General features: G+C 68.3%; 10 protein-coding genes. 2 read left to right on the top strand and 8 right to left on the bottom strand.

The genetic code is table 11. The features are described from left to right. Positions 1-344, top strand: a 344-nt coding sequence (locus P3W85_RS12350; protein ID WP_276264984.1) for a 4'-phosphopantetheinyl transferase superfamily protein, incomplete at its 5' end; no start/stop codon positions are given. On the opposite strand, the gene P3W85_RS12345 is transcribed toward P3W85_RS12350, so the two are convergent. The 4 genes from P3W85_RS12345 to P3W85_RS12330 all read right to left on the bottom strand — a co-directional run bounded on the left by P3W85_RS12345 (position 308) and on the right by P3W85_RS12330 (position 5663). Beyond that, positions 308-1678 (bottom strand): lysine N(6)-hydroxylase/L-ornithine N(5)-oxygenase family protein, encoded by a 1371-nt coding sequence (locus P3W85_RS12345; protein WP_276264983.1) that lies wholly within the window; start codon positions 1676-1678, stop codon positions 308-310. The two genes, P3W85_RS12350 and P3W85_RS12345, sit on opposite strands and share 37 nt — an antisense overlap. Positions 1679-1746: 68 nt before the next feature. After that, positions 1747-2814 (bottom strand): GNAT family N-acetyltransferase, encoded by a 1068-nt coding sequence (locus P3W85_RS12340; RefSeq protein WP_276264982.1) that lies wholly within the window; start codon positions 2812-2814, stop codon positions 1747-1749. A gap of 95 nt (positions 2815-2909) precedes the next feature. Then, complete coding sequence (locus P3W85_RS12335; protein ID WP_276264981.1) at positions 2910-3908, bottom strand: alpha/beta hydrolase; 999 nt, start codon at positions 3906-3908, stop codon at positions 2910-2912. A 27-nt stretch (positions 3909-3935) separates the two neighbouring features. After that, positions 3936-5663 (bottom strand): cyclic peptide export ABC transporter, encoded by a 1728-nt coding sequence (locus tag P3W85_RS12330; RefSeq protein ID WP_276264980.1) that lies wholly within the window; start codon positions 5661-5663, stop codon positions 3936-3938. 104 nt (positions 5664-5767) lie between these two features. Here P3W85_RS12330 and fhuF point away from each other — a divergent pair, with 104 nt between their 5' ends. Then, positions 5768-6550, top strand: coding sequence for a siderophore-iron reductase FhuF (gene fhuF / locus P3W85_RS12325; protein ID WP_276264979.1), 783 nt, complete (start codon positions 5768-5770; stop codon positions 6548-6550). Here the strand turns inward: fhuF and P3W85_RS12320 are convergent. The 4 genes from P3W85_RS12320 to P3W85_RS12305 all read right to left on the bottom strand — a co-directional run. Further along, positions 6492-6686, bottom strand: coding sequence for a hypothetical protein (locus P3W85_RS12320; protein ID WP_276264978.1), 195 nt, complete (start codon positions 6684-6686; stop codon positions 6492-6494). The genes fhuF and P3W85_RS12320 overlap by 59 nt on opposite strands. Further along, entirely contained in the window at positions 6683-7843 is a 1161-nt protein-coding gene (locus P3W85_RS12315; RefSeq protein ID WP_276264977.1) for a PepSY-associated TM helix domain-containing protein, read from the bottom strand. Before P3W85_RS12315 ends, P3W85_RS12320 begins: the two co-directional genes overlap by 4 nt. A 56-nt stretch (positions 7844-7899) precedes the next feature. Next, positions 7900-10047 (bottom strand): TonB-dependent siderophore receptor, encoded by a 2148-nt coding sequence (locus tag P3W85_RS12310; RefSeq protein ID WP_035818663.1) that lies wholly within the window; start codon positions 10045-10047, stop codon positions 7900-7902. Positions 10048-10211: 164 nt separating this feature from the next. Continuing rightward, positions 10212-17846, bottom strand: a 7635-nt coding sequence (locus P3W85_RS12305; protein WP_276264976.1) for a non-ribosomal peptide synthetase, incomplete at its 5' end; no start/stop codon positions are given.

Here is a 17846-nt window from a genome sequence, read left to right as displayed (position 1 = left end):
TGCGCGAGATGGCGGCGCACTGTCTGACCGCGCGGGAGAGCGACTGGCTCGAAACTATGCCGGCGGCGGCATGGCCCGAGGCGTTTCACCTGCTATGGACCGCCAAGGAAGCCTTGCTGAAGGCGCTGGGGCTGGGGATTGCCGACCACCTGCAGCACGTTTCGGTGGCCGTCGATACGAAACAAGGCGATGTGGGCGACGCGCACGGCGCGCGCTGGCTCACCGTCCGCCCAGAATCCGGCCAGCTCGCTGTCCATGCGGCAGCGCTGGCGCGGACCCGGCTCTATCGGCTGGACGCGCCTCCGGGCTATGCCGCGGCAATGGCCTGGCTGCCATCCTTCTGAACCGTAGACGGGGCCCAGCAACGATCGCGATTCGCGCTCAATGCATCGTGGATCGCCCCGGCGATTTCCTCGGCGCGCACGGGCAGCACGGACAGCAGCGTATCGCTCAGACCATGGCTGCTCTGGCAGAAGCCCTGGAGGTACACGGGCACGGCCAGCTCCGGCGCCGCCTGCACGCGATAGTTGCGATCCACCAAAAAGTCTCCGAGATAGCGCGCCAGCGGCTCCAGCAGGCGACGATGGCTTTCGCGCTCATAGCCGGTGGCCAGCACTACGGCGTCATAGCGGCGCGTCTCGGAATCGGCATCGATACCCGCGCCGGGCGCCGTCGTGGCGACCGTCAGCTCGATCCCATTCGCACCGCCATGGGCGGCCCGCACGGCCTTGCACGTCAGCAGGTTCGCGCGGAACTGGCCGCTGACCTTCTGGCGATACAGCATCGCGTAGATCTGCTCGATCAGGTCGGCGTCGATGACCGAGTAGTTCGTGTTCAGGTACGCCTCGATCAGCCGGTCACGGCCAGCCTGGGCCTGCTCGAACACCACGTCGGTATAGGCCGGCGCGAAGATCTCGTTGACGAACGGGCTGTCGTCAGCGGGTTTCAGCGCCGCGCCGCGCACCATCCAGTCCACCTTTACCGACGGATAGTTGCCGTGAAGGTCGATGAACGCCTCGGCAGCGCTCTGGCCGGCGCCGATCACGGCAATCCGCATCGGCTTGCCGCCCACGCAGGGCTGGTTGCGGATCCAGTTCAGATAGCCGCTATGGTGCGTGACCCGGCTGTCATCGCGCATGCCGCGGAACGCTTCCGGAATGCGCGGCGTGCCGCCGGTCGACAGCACGATGGAACGTGCCACGCGGGTGCGTTCGCGCCCCTGCGCATCGCGCGAGATCACGCGCACGCGGTCGATCCTGCCGCCATCCGTCTCGGGCTCGATCGTCTGCACCTCTTCGCCCAGGCTGCATTGCCCCGCGAAGTGGCTCGCGGCCCAGCGCAGGTAGTCGTTGTACTCCATGCGGCTCGGATAGAACGTGCGCAGGTTGATGAAGTCCACCAGTCGCCCGTGGCGATGCAGGTAGTTCACGAAGCTGTACGGACTGGTCGGGTTGCGCATCGACACGAGGTCTTTCAGGAACGAGATCTGCATCTCGCTCTGCGAAACCAGCGTGTTGCCGTGCCACTGGTAGTTCTGCTGCTTTTCCAGGAAGTGCGCGTCGAGCGGCCGGCCGGAAGCCGCCTGCTCCTGAAGCGCGATAGCCAGGGCCAGGTTCGATGGCCCGAAGCCGATGCCGACCAGATCGTGGACGGCGGGAGAGATGTCGCGGAGCGTCATGTTTCGGTCCTTGCTGAGCAATCGGGAAAAAGGGAAGAGGGCGCACGCGCGCCCCGTTGGCAGAGGAATCAGTTGCGTGGCGTGGCTGGCGCCGTGGTGTCCGGCAAGAGCAGGTGTTCGCCGAAGAACCGCTCGCGCAGCAGCATCACGAGCATCGCCCGCTTGTGCGGGAAGTCGAACTCCTTGATCTTCGAAAAGCCCGCCTTGTCGAGGTTGGCGATCTGGCGCACGTGGTCGGCGCGCGGCTCGCCGACGATGCGCTGCGTGCGCGGATCGTCCAGGAACTGGTAGTGCTGGATGGCCGGGAACCACGCCGTCAGGAACGCCTTGCCCCGGAACGCCGGTTCGCCGATCAGCACGTGCCAGCCGCGATCGTGATCGTGCGCATCGTAGAACGGCGCGATGCGGTTCTCCTTGGCCCAGTACACCTCGAAATAGCCGAAGGGCGTGTCGTCGAACGACGCGATCAGCGGCAGCATATGCGGATCGTCGATCAGCCCTTGCAGATAGGCGCGATGCTTGGCCTCGTCGCCTTCCTCGTTCCAGAAGTAGGCGACATCCGGATCGTTCATCCAGCGATGCAGCAGCGGCAGATCCCGCTCCAGTTCAGCGGCGCGCAGCATCAGCGTCTTGTCGAGCCACGGGATATGGCGCGCATAGACCACGCCATCCAGCTTGCCCGGCCGCAGCGGATGGCGCTTGCCATCGGTCATCGCATAGCGCAGCGGGAACGGCCCTTCGGACGCCGCCATGTACAACTCGGGGCGTTGCCAAAGCAGGCTGGCGTGCGCAGTACCCGCGATACCGCCACGCGCGCCACCGGGCTCGCGCAGCAGCGCGCCGATCTGGTGAAGACGATCCCGTGCGCCGCGCGATTCGATATCGACGCGCAGCGCGTACGGCGCGCCGTTGGCGAAAGCGGCATCCAGCGCGGCCATCGTTGCATAGGCCAGCTCGTGGTCATCGGCGTGGCTGTCGTGCAGACGCAGCACGTCGCCAGTGAACTGGAAGCTGGCAAGGGGCTGGCCGCCCCTCGTCACCGTCAGGCGCGAACCGTCGTAGCGGCTCTCGCGGCGCAACGTGGGCTGCGCCGCGAACGACAGGTGGCGCGAAAAAGGAGCAAGCGTTGTCGGCATATGGATCTTCGTGTCTGGCATGGCATTCGTTGGACGGTGCATGACGTCTGCCGTCATGCCTATCGAGACGATGCGCGGCGTGGAGAATTTAGCGCTCAGGCGGCGCGATGCAACGGCACCGCCGTTGCATCGCGCGTTTGGAAGGCGCGGGCCAGTGCGCCGGCAATTTCCGCGCGGGCCTCGCCGGCGTCGGCGACGATATTGCCCATGCGCAGGAACTCGTGAACCATGCCCGCGTATTCACGCACGACGACCGGCACGCCGGCATCGGCGAGCTTTCGCGCATAGGCGTGGCCCTCGTCGCAGAGCGGATCGCATTCGGCCAGCACGATCAGCGCGGGCGCCACACCGCGATGATCCTCGGCGCGCAATGGCGCAAAGCGCCAGTCGCGACGGTCCGCCTCGTCGCGCAGGTACTGGCTGTAGAACCACTCGATCGTGTCCGTATCGAGCAGATACCCTTCGCCGTACTGCCGATGCGAAGCGGTGTCGGTGGTGCCGCCAAGGCCCGCATAGCAAAGCACCTGAAAGCATGGCCGGGGCAAGGCGGGTTCGTCGCGCGCCGCCAGGGCAAGCATGGCGCTGAGGGTTCCGCCCGCGCTGTCGCCGCCCACGGCGACCCGGGAGGCGTCCAGACCCAGTGATGCGGCATGCCTGCCCAGCCACGCCAGCGCATCGATGGCGTCATATGCCGCAGTTGGAAACTTGAACTCCGGCGCCAGCCGGTACGCCACCGACACCACGGCGCAAGGCGTGGCTGCGGCGATCGCCGTGCATAGGGACGCATGGGAATCGAGACTGCCGACCGTGAAACCGCCGCTATGAAAATGCAGCAGGACCGGCAGCGCATCCCCGTCTCCTTGTCGATCGGGCGCGTAGAGCCGGGCGTCGATGTCGGACCCGTCTCGCGTGGCAATACGCAGCGCTTCGACGCGGCCCACGGGTTCGGGCGGCAAGTCGAGCGCCGTGGACGCGTCATCGAACTCGCGCCGCGCCTGCGCGGGCGTCAGTTGATGAATCACCGGGCGTTTTCCGGTTGCGGTGGCGATTTCCACCATGTCGAGCAGCGCTTCGAGGTCGGGATGCAGGGGCATGGAATTCTCCGTGGACGTTGCCGCGCGTCAGGCAGCGGTGGCCGTGGCCAGCGTGGCCGTGTCGCTCTGCGCCCCGCGATGCGCCTGCACGGTGTCGCTGACGATCTGGCCGTTCTCGATCTTCACAACGCGGTCGGCCAGGTCGAAGTAGCGGTCATCGTGCGAGATCACGAGCACCGCCTTGCCCTGCGCGCGCAGTTCCGACAGCACTTCGCGATAGAACACGTCCTTGAAGAGCGGGTCCTGGTCGGCGGCCCATTCGTCGAGGATCATCACCGGGCGACGCTCCAGGCACGCGACGATCAGCGCCAGTCGTTTGCGCTGGCCTTGCGACAGCGACTGCGTGGTGAAGCGACCGTCGCGCACCGTGACCTTGTGGCCCAACTGGAAGCGCTGGATCAGGCGATTGGCCAGCGCGTCGTCCTGCGGAGCGTGCGCAAGCAGCGTGTCGAACAGGTGGAAATCGGAGAACACGGCGGAGAACTGCGCTCGATAGTCGGCGAGATGCGCGGGGTCGGCCGCCTCGCCGTTATGGCGAAGTTCGCCGGCCAGCGGCGGATACAAGCCAGCCATCAGCTTGGCCAGCGTGGTCTTGCCGCTGCCGTTGCCGCCCACCAGGAACACGATTTCACCGGCATGGAGCGCAAGATCGACCGGCCCCAGCGCAAAGAAGCTGTTTTCGCCTTCGTGGAAGTAGCGATGGCTGGCGGCATCCAGCGACACGCTGGCAAAGCGGGAGACTGCTCGGTCGCGGGGCGGAGCCTCGGGCGCGGCATCGGCACCCAGCGCCTCGATGCGCGCGTATGCCACACGCCCCATGCTCAGCGCCGGCAGCGCATTGAGCAGCGATTCCAGCGGCGACATGATGTACAGGAACATGATCGTGAAGCCAGTCATCACGGCCGGGTCCAGCGGCGTTGCGCGCGGCGCGAAGAGCACGCCGCCGATCACCGCGAAGAACAGGAAGCTGCCGAAGCCCAGCGCCACAAAGAAGATCGACAGGCCACGCGTGCGTGCGGTGCGCACGGCATCGAGCGTCACGCCCAGGCTGTCGCGAATGAAACTGCGCTGCTTGTCGTGATTGAGCTTGAGTTCGCGCGCGCCCGACACCAGCGACTTGAAATGGCCGTGCAGCGCATCCTGTGCGATACCGGCCTGCTTCAGGTGCACCAGCGCGCGGCGGTGGTTCCAGTGATAGAACCACGAGCCGACACCGAGAATCGCGCAGGCGATGGCGAACGTCGGCAGCGACAGCCACGCCAGATAGCCAAGGCAGCCGAGCACAACCATCGAGTTGGTCAGCACAACCGGAATCACGGACAGGCCGTTGGCCACGTGGGTGCTGTCATCGGCCAGCGCCGCCTGCACCCGCGCATTGCCGGTCTGCTCGATATGCGGGTAGGGCGCGCCAATGAAGCGCTCGCAGATCTGCGCACGGATACGCGCCAGCGCGCTCTGGCTGACGCGCACGAACAGCGTCGACGCCAGCGTGCGGCACGCCAGCACGGCGATCGCCAGCGCCGCGAACGGCAGTGCCAGTTGCGGCGCGTCCGCGCCTTGCGTGGCCAGCACGCGGTTGATGAGCGCCACCATGCTGACGGCGCACAGGCCAGCGGCCAGGCTGGCCGCGGCGGCCAGGACGATGGTGAGCCGCAGCTTGCGCGGCAGGGAGGCAATAAGCGACATGCTGGCTAGATCCGGGATCGGCATTGCCTGGATGACGTGCGGCGCGCGGGGAAAATTAGGGGTCGTCATGCAGGCCCATCGTCATGGAGCCACCTCCCTAATTTCCATCGCAGGCCATTCGTCATCCGTCAGGCAGGCCGGCATCTCGCCATGGCCGACGCAACACGTACCGCATGATCGACTTTCTCGCCCCATTCTTCGCCGGGCCCTTGCGGCCCTATGCCGAACGACTCGCGCTGGCCGGTGCGGCGGGGTCGGAACCATCGCGGGTGATGGCACGCGGTGCCAGTCTGGACGCCGGCTGGGCCGCCGAATGCCTGGCGCGTGCGTCCCGTGCGAGCGATTGCGAGGACCTGCGGGCGCTCGCCGCGGCGTGGTTCCGCGACTACACGATGGCGGTGCTACCAGGAGCGCTTGTCGCGGCCACGCTGCATCGGCGCGGTCTGACGTTCGACGCAGACGCGGTGGTCTGGTGTGGCGCAGCCAATGGCTGGCTGGCGATGCTGGTACTGCCGGACGGCGGCGAGGCGTCCGGCGCCACGCTTGCCGCGTTGCTGTCACCGCTGGTCAACGCCCATCTGCCGCGCGTGGTGGCGGCGTTTTCCGTAGCCGCCCGGGTATCCCAGCGTTTGCTCTGGTGTACGGGTGGCGTGGCCGCCGCGGGCATCGCGCGGCAACTGGCCGCGCATCCGGTGCTGACGCCCGCGCAGCGCGCGGAAGTGCTGGCATGGATCGACGCACCCGTGTCCATCGACGGCTTCGCCAACCCGTTCCATGGCGCATTCCGACCTGGCGCGGAACCGGGCAAGCCGGGCGTGGCGCCCGTGCGACGCATCTGCTGCCTGAACTACCGCCTGCCGGGCGAGGGCCATTGCGGCACATGCCCGCGCACGGCGCCTACTCCTTCGCGGACGCCGTCCGCAGGCGCCAATGTTGCCATAGCCAGTACGCCGTGACGGCAATGGGCACACCCAGGCCGATCCAGCACAGGGCGTCCCACGCGCCATCGCCGAAAATGCCGGCCGCCAGACCCGCGAAGGACAGCACGCCAAGCAGCACCGGCATCGGCCAGGTATCGTCGATCAGCTTCATGCCTGGTCTCCCGACAGTTGCGGCGGCAGCGTTGCAGTGGCGTCCTCGCGGCTGCGCCGTGGTCGCTTGAGCCAGAAAATGAAACCCGTCACCGTGGCGCCCGCCGTGATGACCGTCAGTAGCGCCCACAGGATCTGCAGCGGCCGGCCCGCATAGTCGCCGAAGTGGAACGGCGCCGACAGCAGCAGTACCTGCAGATACCACGGCATGCCGCGCACGGCGGCCACGCTGCCGTCGCCCGCATCGACAAGCACGATCGCGTAGACGCGCTTCTGCAGCTCCGTGTGGCCGCGCAGCACCACGCCGTAGTGGCGTCCGGTGGAAAACTCGGTATTCGGATAGAAGACGAAGGCCGGGTCCTTCCCCGGTACCTCCTTGTGCGCCTGCTCCAGCGCGCGATCCACCGGCACGAACGATGCGGGCGTCGGCCCCGGCAGCGTCGCGATCAGGTGCTGCAGCTCGGTCTTCTGCCAGACCCCGATGATCAGCGGGGAAAACGACAGGAACGTCCCCGTCAGCCCGACCACGAGTGCCCACACCATCACGACGATGCCGAACAGGTTGTGCAGGTCCGCCTGCACGATGCGCACCGGCTTGCCGAAGCGGATCAGGCCAAAAGCCAGCTTGCGCATGAACGGCCCGTAGACGACGAGCCCGCTCATCAGGCTCAGCGCGAACAGCACGCCGATAAAGCCGATGAAGAACTGCCCCGGCAGGCCGAGGAGCAGGTTCAGGTGCAGCTTGAGGATGAAGCCGCTGAAGGTTTCGCCCGGCAGCCCCTGCTTGCGCGTGGCGCCCGTGGCAGCGTCGAACTGGACCGTCGTGCCATTGCGCAGCTTCGGCTCGCCAACGGGTCCCACGCGCACGCCAACGGCGTCGGCATCGTCGTCCGCAAACGAAATCGACTTGGTGATCTGACCCGGATGCGCGGCCTGGGCCGCGTCGACCAGCGTCTGCAACGCGGGCCGCTGTGCCGGCACGGCAACGGTGCGCTCGGCAGCCACCGCGCCGTGATGTTCCTGGCCGAGCAGCGCGTCGATGTCCTCGTGGAAGATCAGCAGTAGGCCGGTGACGCACAGCACCAGCAGATTCAATGTGCAGAGCAGGCTGGTCCAGCGATGGATCGCGTACCAGAAGCGCAGCGTGGGGGCTTTCATGTTCTTGGACTCCTGCAAGGCAACGCCGCCCGGACGGACGGGCGGCGTCTTGCTGCTTACCAGCGGTAGGTGGCCGTACCGATGATGGTGCGGCGGCGACCGTAGTAGCAGTTCGTGGCGCTGTCGCACCCGGCCACATACGTCTTGTCGAACAGGTTGTTGACGTTCAGACGCAGCGTGTAGTGCTTGGCGAAGGAGTAGCTCGCGGCCAGATCGAACAGCGTGTACGCCGGCACGGTCGTCACGTTCGTCTGGTCATACGACTTGCCCATGTACCGCACGCCACCGCCTAGCCAGACGCCCCGCAGGAAGCCGCTCGACAGGCGGTAATCCGCCCACAGCGAGGCCATGTGCCGCGGGATGTACTGCGGCGTCTTGCCTGCGTTCGGCGCGTTCGGGCCCGCCTGCGTGACTTCGGCATCCGTGTACGTGTACGACGCCAGGATGTTGAAGTTGTTCGTGACGGCCCACGTGCCTTCCAGTTCCACACCGCGCGAGCGCACTTCGCCGAGCTGCGAGACCTGGGTGGGCACCGGCGACGTCGTCAGCACGTTCTGCTGCGTCAGGTTGAACAGCGACAGTTGCGCGAAGCTGCGCGTACCCTTCGGCTGCCACTTCAGGCCGGCCTCGTACTGCTTGCCGGTGGTGGGCTTCGGCGTGCCGCCGCCGTACAGCACGGTGGTGGCCGTCGGCTCGAACGAGGTCGAGTAGGCAAAGTACGGCGACAGGCCATACGGGCCTTCCCACAGCAGGCCGGCGCGGCCGGTGAACTTGCCGTCGTCGGTGCCGGAGTGCGTCACGACGTTGGTGGCCAGCGTGCGGGCGTCGGCATCGACCTTCGCCTTGTCGTAGCGGCCGGCCAGTTGCACCACCCAGCGGTCCGCCACGCGCAGCATGTCCTGCAGGTAGAAGCCCACCTGGCTGCGCACCGTGGTGGTGTCGCTCTGGTACGCCGGCGCCACGAAGTTGCCGTACACCGGGTTGAAGATGTCGATAGGCGGTTGCTGCGTCGGCAGGCTGCCGGTCTGGCCCAGCAGGCGACCGAACGTGGACCGCGTGTAGTCGATCCCGGTGAGGATCGTGTGCTCGAAGATGCCGTGCTTGACCTTGATCTGCGCCTGATTGTCGACAGTGAACAGGTTGTACGACTCGTTCGACCTCAGGCCGATGCGGCGCAGCAGGTACGGGCCATTCGCCGGATTCGATACGAGACCGCCATTGCCGTTGATGTCCTCGTAGCTGGTGTACATGTGGCTGTAGCGCAGGTTCTGGCGCAGCGTTACCGTGTCATTCAGGCGATGCGAGAACTCGTAGCCCACCATGTACTGCTCGCGCTTGAAGCGCTCGAAGGACGGTTCGCCCGGGAAGAAGTCGGTCGGGATCTTGGACCCGTTCGCCAACGGCGTGATCGTACCCACGGCCGGCAGGAAGCCGGCGCTGTTGCCGGCGTTGTCGTGATAGATCTGCGAGTACAGCGTGAAGCTGGTGGCGTCGGTGGGGCGCCACGTGATCTGCGGCGAAATGAACAGGCGGTCGTCGCCGGCGTGGTTCGTCTGCGTCCCGCTATCGCGCGCCAGCGCGGTCAGGCGGTAGAGCACCTTGCCGTCCTTGTCGAGCGCGCCCGTGAAATCGCCCGAGATCTCGCGGCGATCGTAGTTGCCGAAACTCAGGTTGATCTCGTTCGACGATTCCGCCTGCGGCCGCTTGCTGACCTGGTTGATCAGGCCGCCCGGCGCGGTCTGGCCGTAGAGCACCGACGAGGGCCCGCGCACGATGTCGACGCGCTCCAGGCTGTACGGCTCCAGGTCCCAGTAGGCATAGCCGCCGGACCAGGGCATCTTCAGCCCATCCCAGTACTGGCCGTTCTGGGCGGCGTTGAAGCCGCGGATGTAGTACGTGCCGCGCCGCGTATCGACGATCGGCTCGGTGCGCACGCCGGCGCTGTAGCGCAGGGCTTCTTCCACGCGCTGGGCGCCCTGGGCACGGATCTGGTCCGACGTGACCACGCTGATCGACTGCGGCGTGTCCTCGATGGGCACGTCCGTCTTGGTGGCCGATACCGACTTCTTGCCCACCGGGCCGTAGTTTTCGGCGACCGTATCGGCGCGCACGCTGACGGCCGGCAACTGGACTTCGCCGCCGCTGGCGGGGGCAGGCGTGGCGTCGTTCGTCTGCGCGTACGCCGTCTGGATCGTGACAGCCATGGCCAGTGCGGTCAGCGCGAATGGTTGCCGATTCGCCCAAGCCTGACGCGGCCTGGCGCTTTTACCCGTCCTCATATTTCTCCTGATTCTGCAGTTTTTTGATGGAGTAGTGATTCTAAATGCAAACTATTCGCATTTGCATTTATAAAATTACGATTCCTGGCCTACGTCGGTAGGTTTGTGGCGGACATGCCCTCAGTCGGCACAGGGGAATGCGGGCGTCCATCGCCCGAAAGCCCGGCGTCGAGGCTGGCGGCCAGATCGGCCAGCAGCCGCGCGTCGCGGACGATTCCGTGGTGATCCACCCCATCGAGCACCGCCTCCCGCCATGGCGCTCCCTGCCATGCGGCCAGCCGCGCAGCGGCAATATCGCGGCTGGAACGCCACCAGACGGCGCGTGGCGTGCTTACGACAGGCACCGCCTGCTGCGATGCCGCCATGGCGCCCAATCGATGCGCGGCGACGAACATCTGCGCCAGTTCTGCGGCCCCAAGCCCGGCCTGCGGCGATGGCGAGGCGGCCACGAGCGGCGCCAGCAGGCTGGCCACAAGGTCGGCCGCCGGCGCAGCGGCCGGCTGCGCCGGCAGCGCCAGGGCGCCGGCACCCGGCAGCAACCGCGCCGCGAAATCGGCCAGCGCCGCGGGCCAGCCCGGCGCGGCGTCGGCAGCCGGCGCCCGGCCTTCCGGCACGAATGGGTCGATCAGGCCAAGCCATTGCACCGACTGCCCCTGGGCCTCAAGCTCGCGCGCCATCGCCGTGGCCAGCGTCGCGCCCAGCGACCAGCCCAGCAGCAGATAGGGCCCTTGTGGCTGGGCGACACGCCATTCGCGAACGTAGTCGGCCGCGATCGACGCCAGCGACGTGTCGCGCCACGCCGGATCGCCCAGCGCCCGCGACTGGAAGCCATAGACCGTCCGCGCCGTGCCGAGCTGGCCCACGATGGCGTCGTAGTCGAACAGCGTGCCCAGCGCGGCATGGACGCACGCCACGGGCGGCAGGGCGCCGCCGGCGGGGCCCTGCGCCAGCACCCGCAGCGCCGTGGCCGCCACGGGCGCGGCTTCCGCATCGGGCAGCAACTGGCCGATGGTCGGCGTCCGCATCAGGTCGCGCAGCTTCAGGTCGATTCCCAGCGCCTTGTTGGCCCGCACGCGCGAAATCACCTTCAGGCTCAGCAGCGAGTCGCCCCCGAGCGTGAAGAAGTTGTCGTCAAGGCCGACGCGCTCCACGCCCAGCACCTCCTGCCAGACCTGCGCCAGCCAGCGCTGGGCTTCGTTGCGCGGCGCCACGAAGTGCTCGGCACCCTCGGCCTCCGGCGCCGGCAGCGCGCGACGGTCCAGCTTGCCGTTCGGGGTCAGGGGCAGGGTGTCGATCACGACGAACGCCGCCGGCACCATGTAGTCGGGCAAGTCGGCTGCCAATGCGGTGCGGACGGCGGCGATATCCACCTGCGCGCCACCAGCCGGCACGACATAAGCCACCAGCCTTGCGCCGGAAGGGCCTTCGACAGCCAGCACGGCCGCGTTGCCCACACCCGCCTGCGCGAGAATCCGCGCCTCGATTTCACCCGGTTCGATGCGGAAGCCGCGAATCTTCAGTTGCTGGTCGATCCGGCCCAGGTACTCCAGTTGCCCGTCAGGCAGCCAGCGCGCCAGATCACCCGTGCGGTAGAGCCGCGCACCGTCATCGGCAAACGGATCGGGAATAAAGCGCTCCGCCGACATGCCGGGACGGTTCAGATACCCACGCGCCAACCCCTCGCCGCCGATATGAAGCTCGCCCGCCACGCCCGGCGGCACGAGGTTCAGCTCCGCGTCGAGCAGGTAGCAGCGCCGGTCGCCCACGGGGCGGCCAATCGGGGCGTAGGTGCCCGCGAAATCCGCTTCCGGCGCATCGCCGCGCACCTTCCAGACCATCGGCGTGACCACGGTTTCGGTCGGGCCATAGCCATTGATATAGGTCCGCGCACCCAGCGCGCGCCGTGCCTGGGCAAAGGCGCCACGCGGCATCGCTTCGCCACCGAAGGAATAGAGCGAGACGTCCGGACGCTCGCCGCTCTGTTCGACGTATTCGGCCAGTTGCCGCAGATACGCCGGCGGGAAGCCCGCGTTGGTCACGCCATGGCGGATCATCGCCTGCGCCGTCTGCTCGGGCGTCCAGAGCGCGTCGTCGCGCAGCACCAGCGAGCCGCCGCAGGCCAAGGCGCAAAGCCAGCGCTCGTGGGCGCCGTCGAACGCGAATGACAGGAAATGCAGTTCGCGCGAGTGGCTACCCATCTCGTAGGCGTCGATGGTCGCCGCCACGTGCATGGCCAGCGGGCCGTGGGACACGCACACGCCCTTGGGGCGTCCGGTCGAACCGGAGGTGTAGATCACGTAGGCGAGTTGAGACGGATGGACCGGCACCTCGGCGGCTAGCGTCGGGCCGTTGCCCACCATATCCAGCGTCAGCACCGGCAGAGAAGCCGGCGCCGGCAGCGTATCGAGCAAGGCCGGCTCGGTGACGAGCAGCCGGATCGCGCTATCCTCGAACAGATAGGCCAGCCGGTCCTTGGGATAGGCCGGGTCGAACGGCACATAGGCCGCGCCAGCCCGCATCACGGCCAGCAGCGTGACGATGATGTCGGGCGAGCGAGACAGGGCGATGCCCACACGATCCTCGGCGCCGATGCCGCGTGCATGAAGCACGGCGGCCAGCCGGTCCGCACGCGCCAGCAGTTCGCCATAACGCAGCGTCTGCTCGCCACAGGTCACGGCAACGGCCTGCGGCTGCGCCAGCGCGTGGCGGGCGATCTGCGCGTGGACGGGCATGCAGGCATCGGCCGGCACCTCACCCTGGCCCAGCGCAAGCAGCGCCGCCTGTTCATCCGGCCCCAGCAGGCTCAGCGATCCCACGGTCTGCGCGGGCGACGTCCCCATCGCGCCGAGCAGCGCCATCATCTGCGCGCAGATGGCGGCCACCTGCTCGGCGTCGAACGCGCGCCGCATATAGGTGAAGCTCAGCCGCAGCGTCTGGCGCAGGCTGACTTCGACGTCCATCTCGTACTCGGTCAGGCCGGTACTGCCCTGGGTCTCGAAGCCCAGGCCGCAGCGCCCGGCCGACGCCAGCGCGTCTTCCAGCGGGAAGTTCTCGAACACGAGGATGCTGTCGAACAGGCGCTGGCCGGCCTGACCGCCCCAGCGCTGAATGTCCGACAGCGGCGTGTGCGCGTGTTCCCGCGCCGACAGGTTGAACGCCTGCAATTCCCGCAGCCAGTCGCCCAGATCCTGCGCGGCACGCGGCTCGGCCAGCACGGGCAGCGTGTTGATGAACAGTCCCAGCATCTGCTGGGCGCCGGGCACCTCGGCAGGGCGGCCGGCCACGGTGGCGCCAAACGCCACGCGCCGCTGGCCCGTGCAGCGCTGCAACAGCAGCAGCCACGCCGCCTGCACCACGGTATTCATCGTGACCTTCTGCGCGCGGGCGTATGCCGCCAGCCGCTCGGTCTGCGCGGCGCTGCAGGCGTGCTGCAGCAGGCCATATCCGCTGCCGGAGGCCGGTGCGGCCAGTGTCTCCGCCAGCCGCGTCGGCGTGTCGAATCCCGCCAGCGATCCGCTCCAGAACGCCTGTGCCGCCTGCGCGTCGCGCGCCTGCAGCCAGTCGATGTAGTCCGCAAAACGGCCTTCCGGTGCCGCTACCGCTTCGCCGGCATAGCGCTGGAGCACCTCGCCCAGCAATTGCGACGTGCTCCAGCCGTCGACCAGCAGATGGTGGACGGTCCATACCAGGTGATGGCGCGCCGCCGCCGTGCGTACCAGCGTCAGGCGCATCAGCGGCGGACGTTCCAGATCGAAGCCGCGTGCCAGATCGGCGGCCGCCAGTTCGTCGAGCGCGGCGCCCAGCGATGCCGGCGCACGCAGCGACCAGTCCTCCTCGGCGTACGGCAGCACCACGTCGCGCGCCACCCACTGCAAAGGCTGCTCGCCGCGCTGGAGGAAGCCGGTCCGCAGCGTGTCGTGGCTGCGCAGCGCGTCCCGCCAGGCCGCTGCAAAGCGCCCGGCGTCCAACCCGTCGATGTCGACGCGCAACTGGTTGATATAGGCGCCGCCGCCGGCATCCGAGCGGGCGACGCTGTGATACAGCATGCCTGCCTGCATCGGCGACAGCGGATAGACGTCCTGCACCGCGTCGACGTCCAGCCCCAGCGCGTCGAGTTGCGCCGGCGACAGCCGTGCCGGCGCGAGATCCCCAGCACGCGACGGCTCGCGCACCGGCGCCGACGGTGCGGACGCGGCATCGAGCGCCGTCACCACGGCCGCCACCTCCGCCAGCGTCTGCCGCTCGAACAACTGCTTGGGCGTCAGCTGCCAGCCCTGCGTGCGCAGACGCGCGACGATCTGCAGGCTCAGGATCGAATCGCCACCGAGTTCGAAGAAGTTATCGCCGCGGCCCACGCGTGCCACCTTCAGCACGGCGGCCCAGATCTTGGCCAGCGTCGTTTCGATGCCCGGCTGCGGCGCCTCGTATTCGGCGGTACCCGCGAAGTCGGGCGAGGGCAGTGCGCGGCGATCGAGCTTGCCATTCGGCGTGACCGGCATCCGCTCCAGCACCACGAAGGCGCTCGGCACCATGTAGTCGGGCAATGCCTGCGCAAGCCACTGGCGCAGGCCGTCGATATCGCAGCCCGCCTCGTCGGCCGGCACCACATACGCCACCAGCCGGGCCGGGCCGTCCTGGGTCAGCGCGATGACGACGGCGTCCAGCACGGCGTCGTGCGCCAGCAGCCGCGCCTCGATCTCGCCCAGTTCGATCCGCAGGCCGCGAATCTTGACCTGATGGTCCAGGCGGCCGAGATATTCGATATGCCCATCGGCATGGCGCCGTGCGAGGTCGCCGGTGCGATAGAGGCGCTCGCCGTGTGTGCCATGCGGGTCGGCGACGAAGCGCTCGGCCGTCAGCGCCGCGCGCCCCAGATAGCCGCGCGCCAGGCCGGCACCGCCGAGATAGAGCTCGCCAGCCACGCCGGCGGGTACCGGCTGCAGCGCGGCGTCCAGCACATGGGCGCTGACGTTGGCGATGGGATGCCCGATCGGCACCGAATGCCCGCCGTCGTCGCGGCAGGTCCAGTGCGTGACATCGATGGCTGCCTCGGTCGGCCCGTACAGGTTGTGCACGGCCGCCCACGGCAGCAGGTGCATCGTGCGTCGCGCCAGATCGGCAGGCAGGGCCTCGCCGCTGCACACCACATGACGCACGCTCTTGCACGATGCCGCCAGCGCGCCATCGGTCCCGTCGCCGACAAACGCCTGCAGCATCGCGGGCACGAAGTGCAGCGTGGTGACGCGGTGGCGGGCAATCAACGCCGCGATGCGCTGCGGATCGCGATGATCGCCCGGCGCGGCCAGCGCCAGCCGCGCGCCCGTCATCAGGGGCCAGAAGAACTCCCAGACGGACACGTCGAAGCTGAACGGCGTCTTCTGCAGCACGGTATCGCTGGCGTCCAGCCGGTACTGCGCCTGCATCCACCACAGCCGGTTATGCAGCGCGCCATGCCGGTTGCCGGCGCCCTTGGGCCGTCCGGTCGAGCCGGACGTGTAGATCACGTAGGCGAGATGCTCGGCCGACAGCAACGGCGCGGGGTTGCCCGAATCGTCGCCGGCGTACAGCGCCGGATCGGTCAGATCGATGGAGGCGACCACGCCGCTCGACGCCGGCATGGCCTCTGGCCGTTGCACCAGGATCACCGCTACCGCGCTGTCGTCGATCATGTAGGCCAGCCGGTCCGCCGGGTAGTCCGGATCGAAGGGCACGTAGGCGCCGCCGGCCTTCAGGATCGCCAGCAACGCCACCACCATTTCCACCGAGCGCTCGGCCAGCACGCCCACGGGCACGTCCGGCCCCACGCCACGCACGATCAGGCGATGGGCCAGCGCGTTGGCGCGCCGGTTCAGTTCAGCATAGGTCAGCGTGGCGTCGCCAAAGACGAGGGCCACCGCATCGGGCCGCGCGGCCGCCCGGGCCTCGAACAGCCTGTGAACGGGCTCGGCCGCCGGGTATGGCACGGGTGCGGTGCCGGCGGCCAGCGCCGCCGTGCGCTCTGCGGGTGCCAGCAGCCCGATGGTTGCCAGCGGTGCCGCGCCGTCGGCGGCCATCTGCCGCAATACGGCGAACAGCGTGTCCACCAATTGCCGCGCCTGCGCGTCGGCCAGCAGCGTGCGGTCGAAGCGGCAGGTCAGGTGCAGCGTATCGGTCTGGGCAATGAGCAGCGTCAGCGGGTAGTTCGTCTCGGCCAGATTGCGGACGTTGGCAAACGACAGCCCGCCCGGCGTGCGGCGCAGCGCGGCGTCGACCGGGTAGTTCTCGAACACGACGAGGGAATCGAACAGGGCCTGCCCACCACGGCCCGCCCAGCGCTGCACGTCGTAGAGCGGCGTGTGCTCGTGTTCGCGCAACGCCAGGTTCAGCGTCTGCACCGTGCGCAGCCAGTCGCCGACGGCCTGTTCCGGCTGCGGCGTGGCAATCACGGGCAGCGTATTGATGAACAACCCAAGCATCTGCTGCGCGGCCGGCAGATCGGCGGGGCGGCCGGACACCGTCGCGCCGAACGCCACGGCGGGCTGGCGCGTGCAGCGTTGCAGCACCAGCAGCCACGCGGCCTGCACCAGCGTATTGAGCGTGACCTTCTGCGCGCGGGCAAAGCTGGCCAGCGCCGCCGTTTCGCCCGCATCGAGCGCATGGAGTTGCTCGCCTTGCCCATGGCGGCCCGCTTCGGCCGCGTCCGGGGCGCGCAGCGCCGCCAGCAGGCGCGTCGGCTCGTCGAGCGCCTTCAGCTGATCGCGCCAGAACGATTCGCTGGCGTCGGCATCGCGCGATTGCAGCCAGCCGATGTAGTCGGCAAAACGGCCCGCCACGCCGGGCAATGCTTCACCGGCGTAGTGGCGCAGCACCTCGCCCAGCAACTGCGCGGTGCTCCAGCCGTCCAGCAGCAGATGGTGGACGGTCCAGACCAGATGATGGCGATCGGGCCCCGTGCGCAGCAGCGCCACACGCATCAGCGGCGGCTGCCTGAGATCGAATCCCTGGGCACGCTGGCTGGCCGCGAAAGCGTCGATATCGCTTGCGTCCCTGCCAGCCCAGTCTTCCACGATCATCGGCAGGGCCACGTCCCGGGCCACCCACTGGAGTGGCGACGCCTCCCGATGGAGGAAGCCGCAGTGCAGGCTGTCGTGGCGCGCCAGCACCGCTTGCCACGCCGCGACGAACCGACTGGGGTCGATGCCGTCGACGTCGACGCGCAACTGGTTCGTATACGCGCTGCCTTCCGGGGCAAAGACGCTGTGGAACAGCATGCCCGTCTGCATCGGGGACAACGGGTAGAGGTCCTGCACACGGGCAGGATCGAGAAGCAGGCTGTCGAGTTCGGGCTGCGACAGCCGCACCAGCGGGAAATCCGACGGCGTGAGCCCGGTGGCGCCCAACGTGCAATGCGCGACCACCGCCTCCAGCTCCCCGCGGAAGGCCGCCGCCAGCGCTTCGATCGTTGCCGCGCGGTAGCGCGTGCCGGCATAGGCCAACGACAGCTTCAGCCGCCCGTCGAAAACCTGCCCGCTGATCGACAAGGGATGGGAAAGCAGCGTCGCGGCGTCCTGGTTAGCGCCCGTGCCTTCGGCCGCGGGCCGCCACGCGGCACCTTCGGCAAAGCTTGCATCGAACTGGCCCAGGTAGTTGAACACCACCTCGGGCTTGGGCACCGCTGCCAGCGCCGACTGCTGGGCCGGCGTGCCCCAGCGGCGCAGCAGGCCGAAGCCGATACCTTCGCCCGG

Origin of the sequence: Cupriavidus basilensis (assembly GCF_029335485.1) — a bacterium.
Classification (GTDB): Bacteria; Pseudomonadota; Gammaproteobacteria; order Burkholderiales; family Burkholderiaceae; genus Cupriavidus; species Cupriavidus basilensis_E.
Note: the sequence above shows the minus strand (reverse complement) of the source record. Positions and strands in the feature narration are given on the sequence as shown.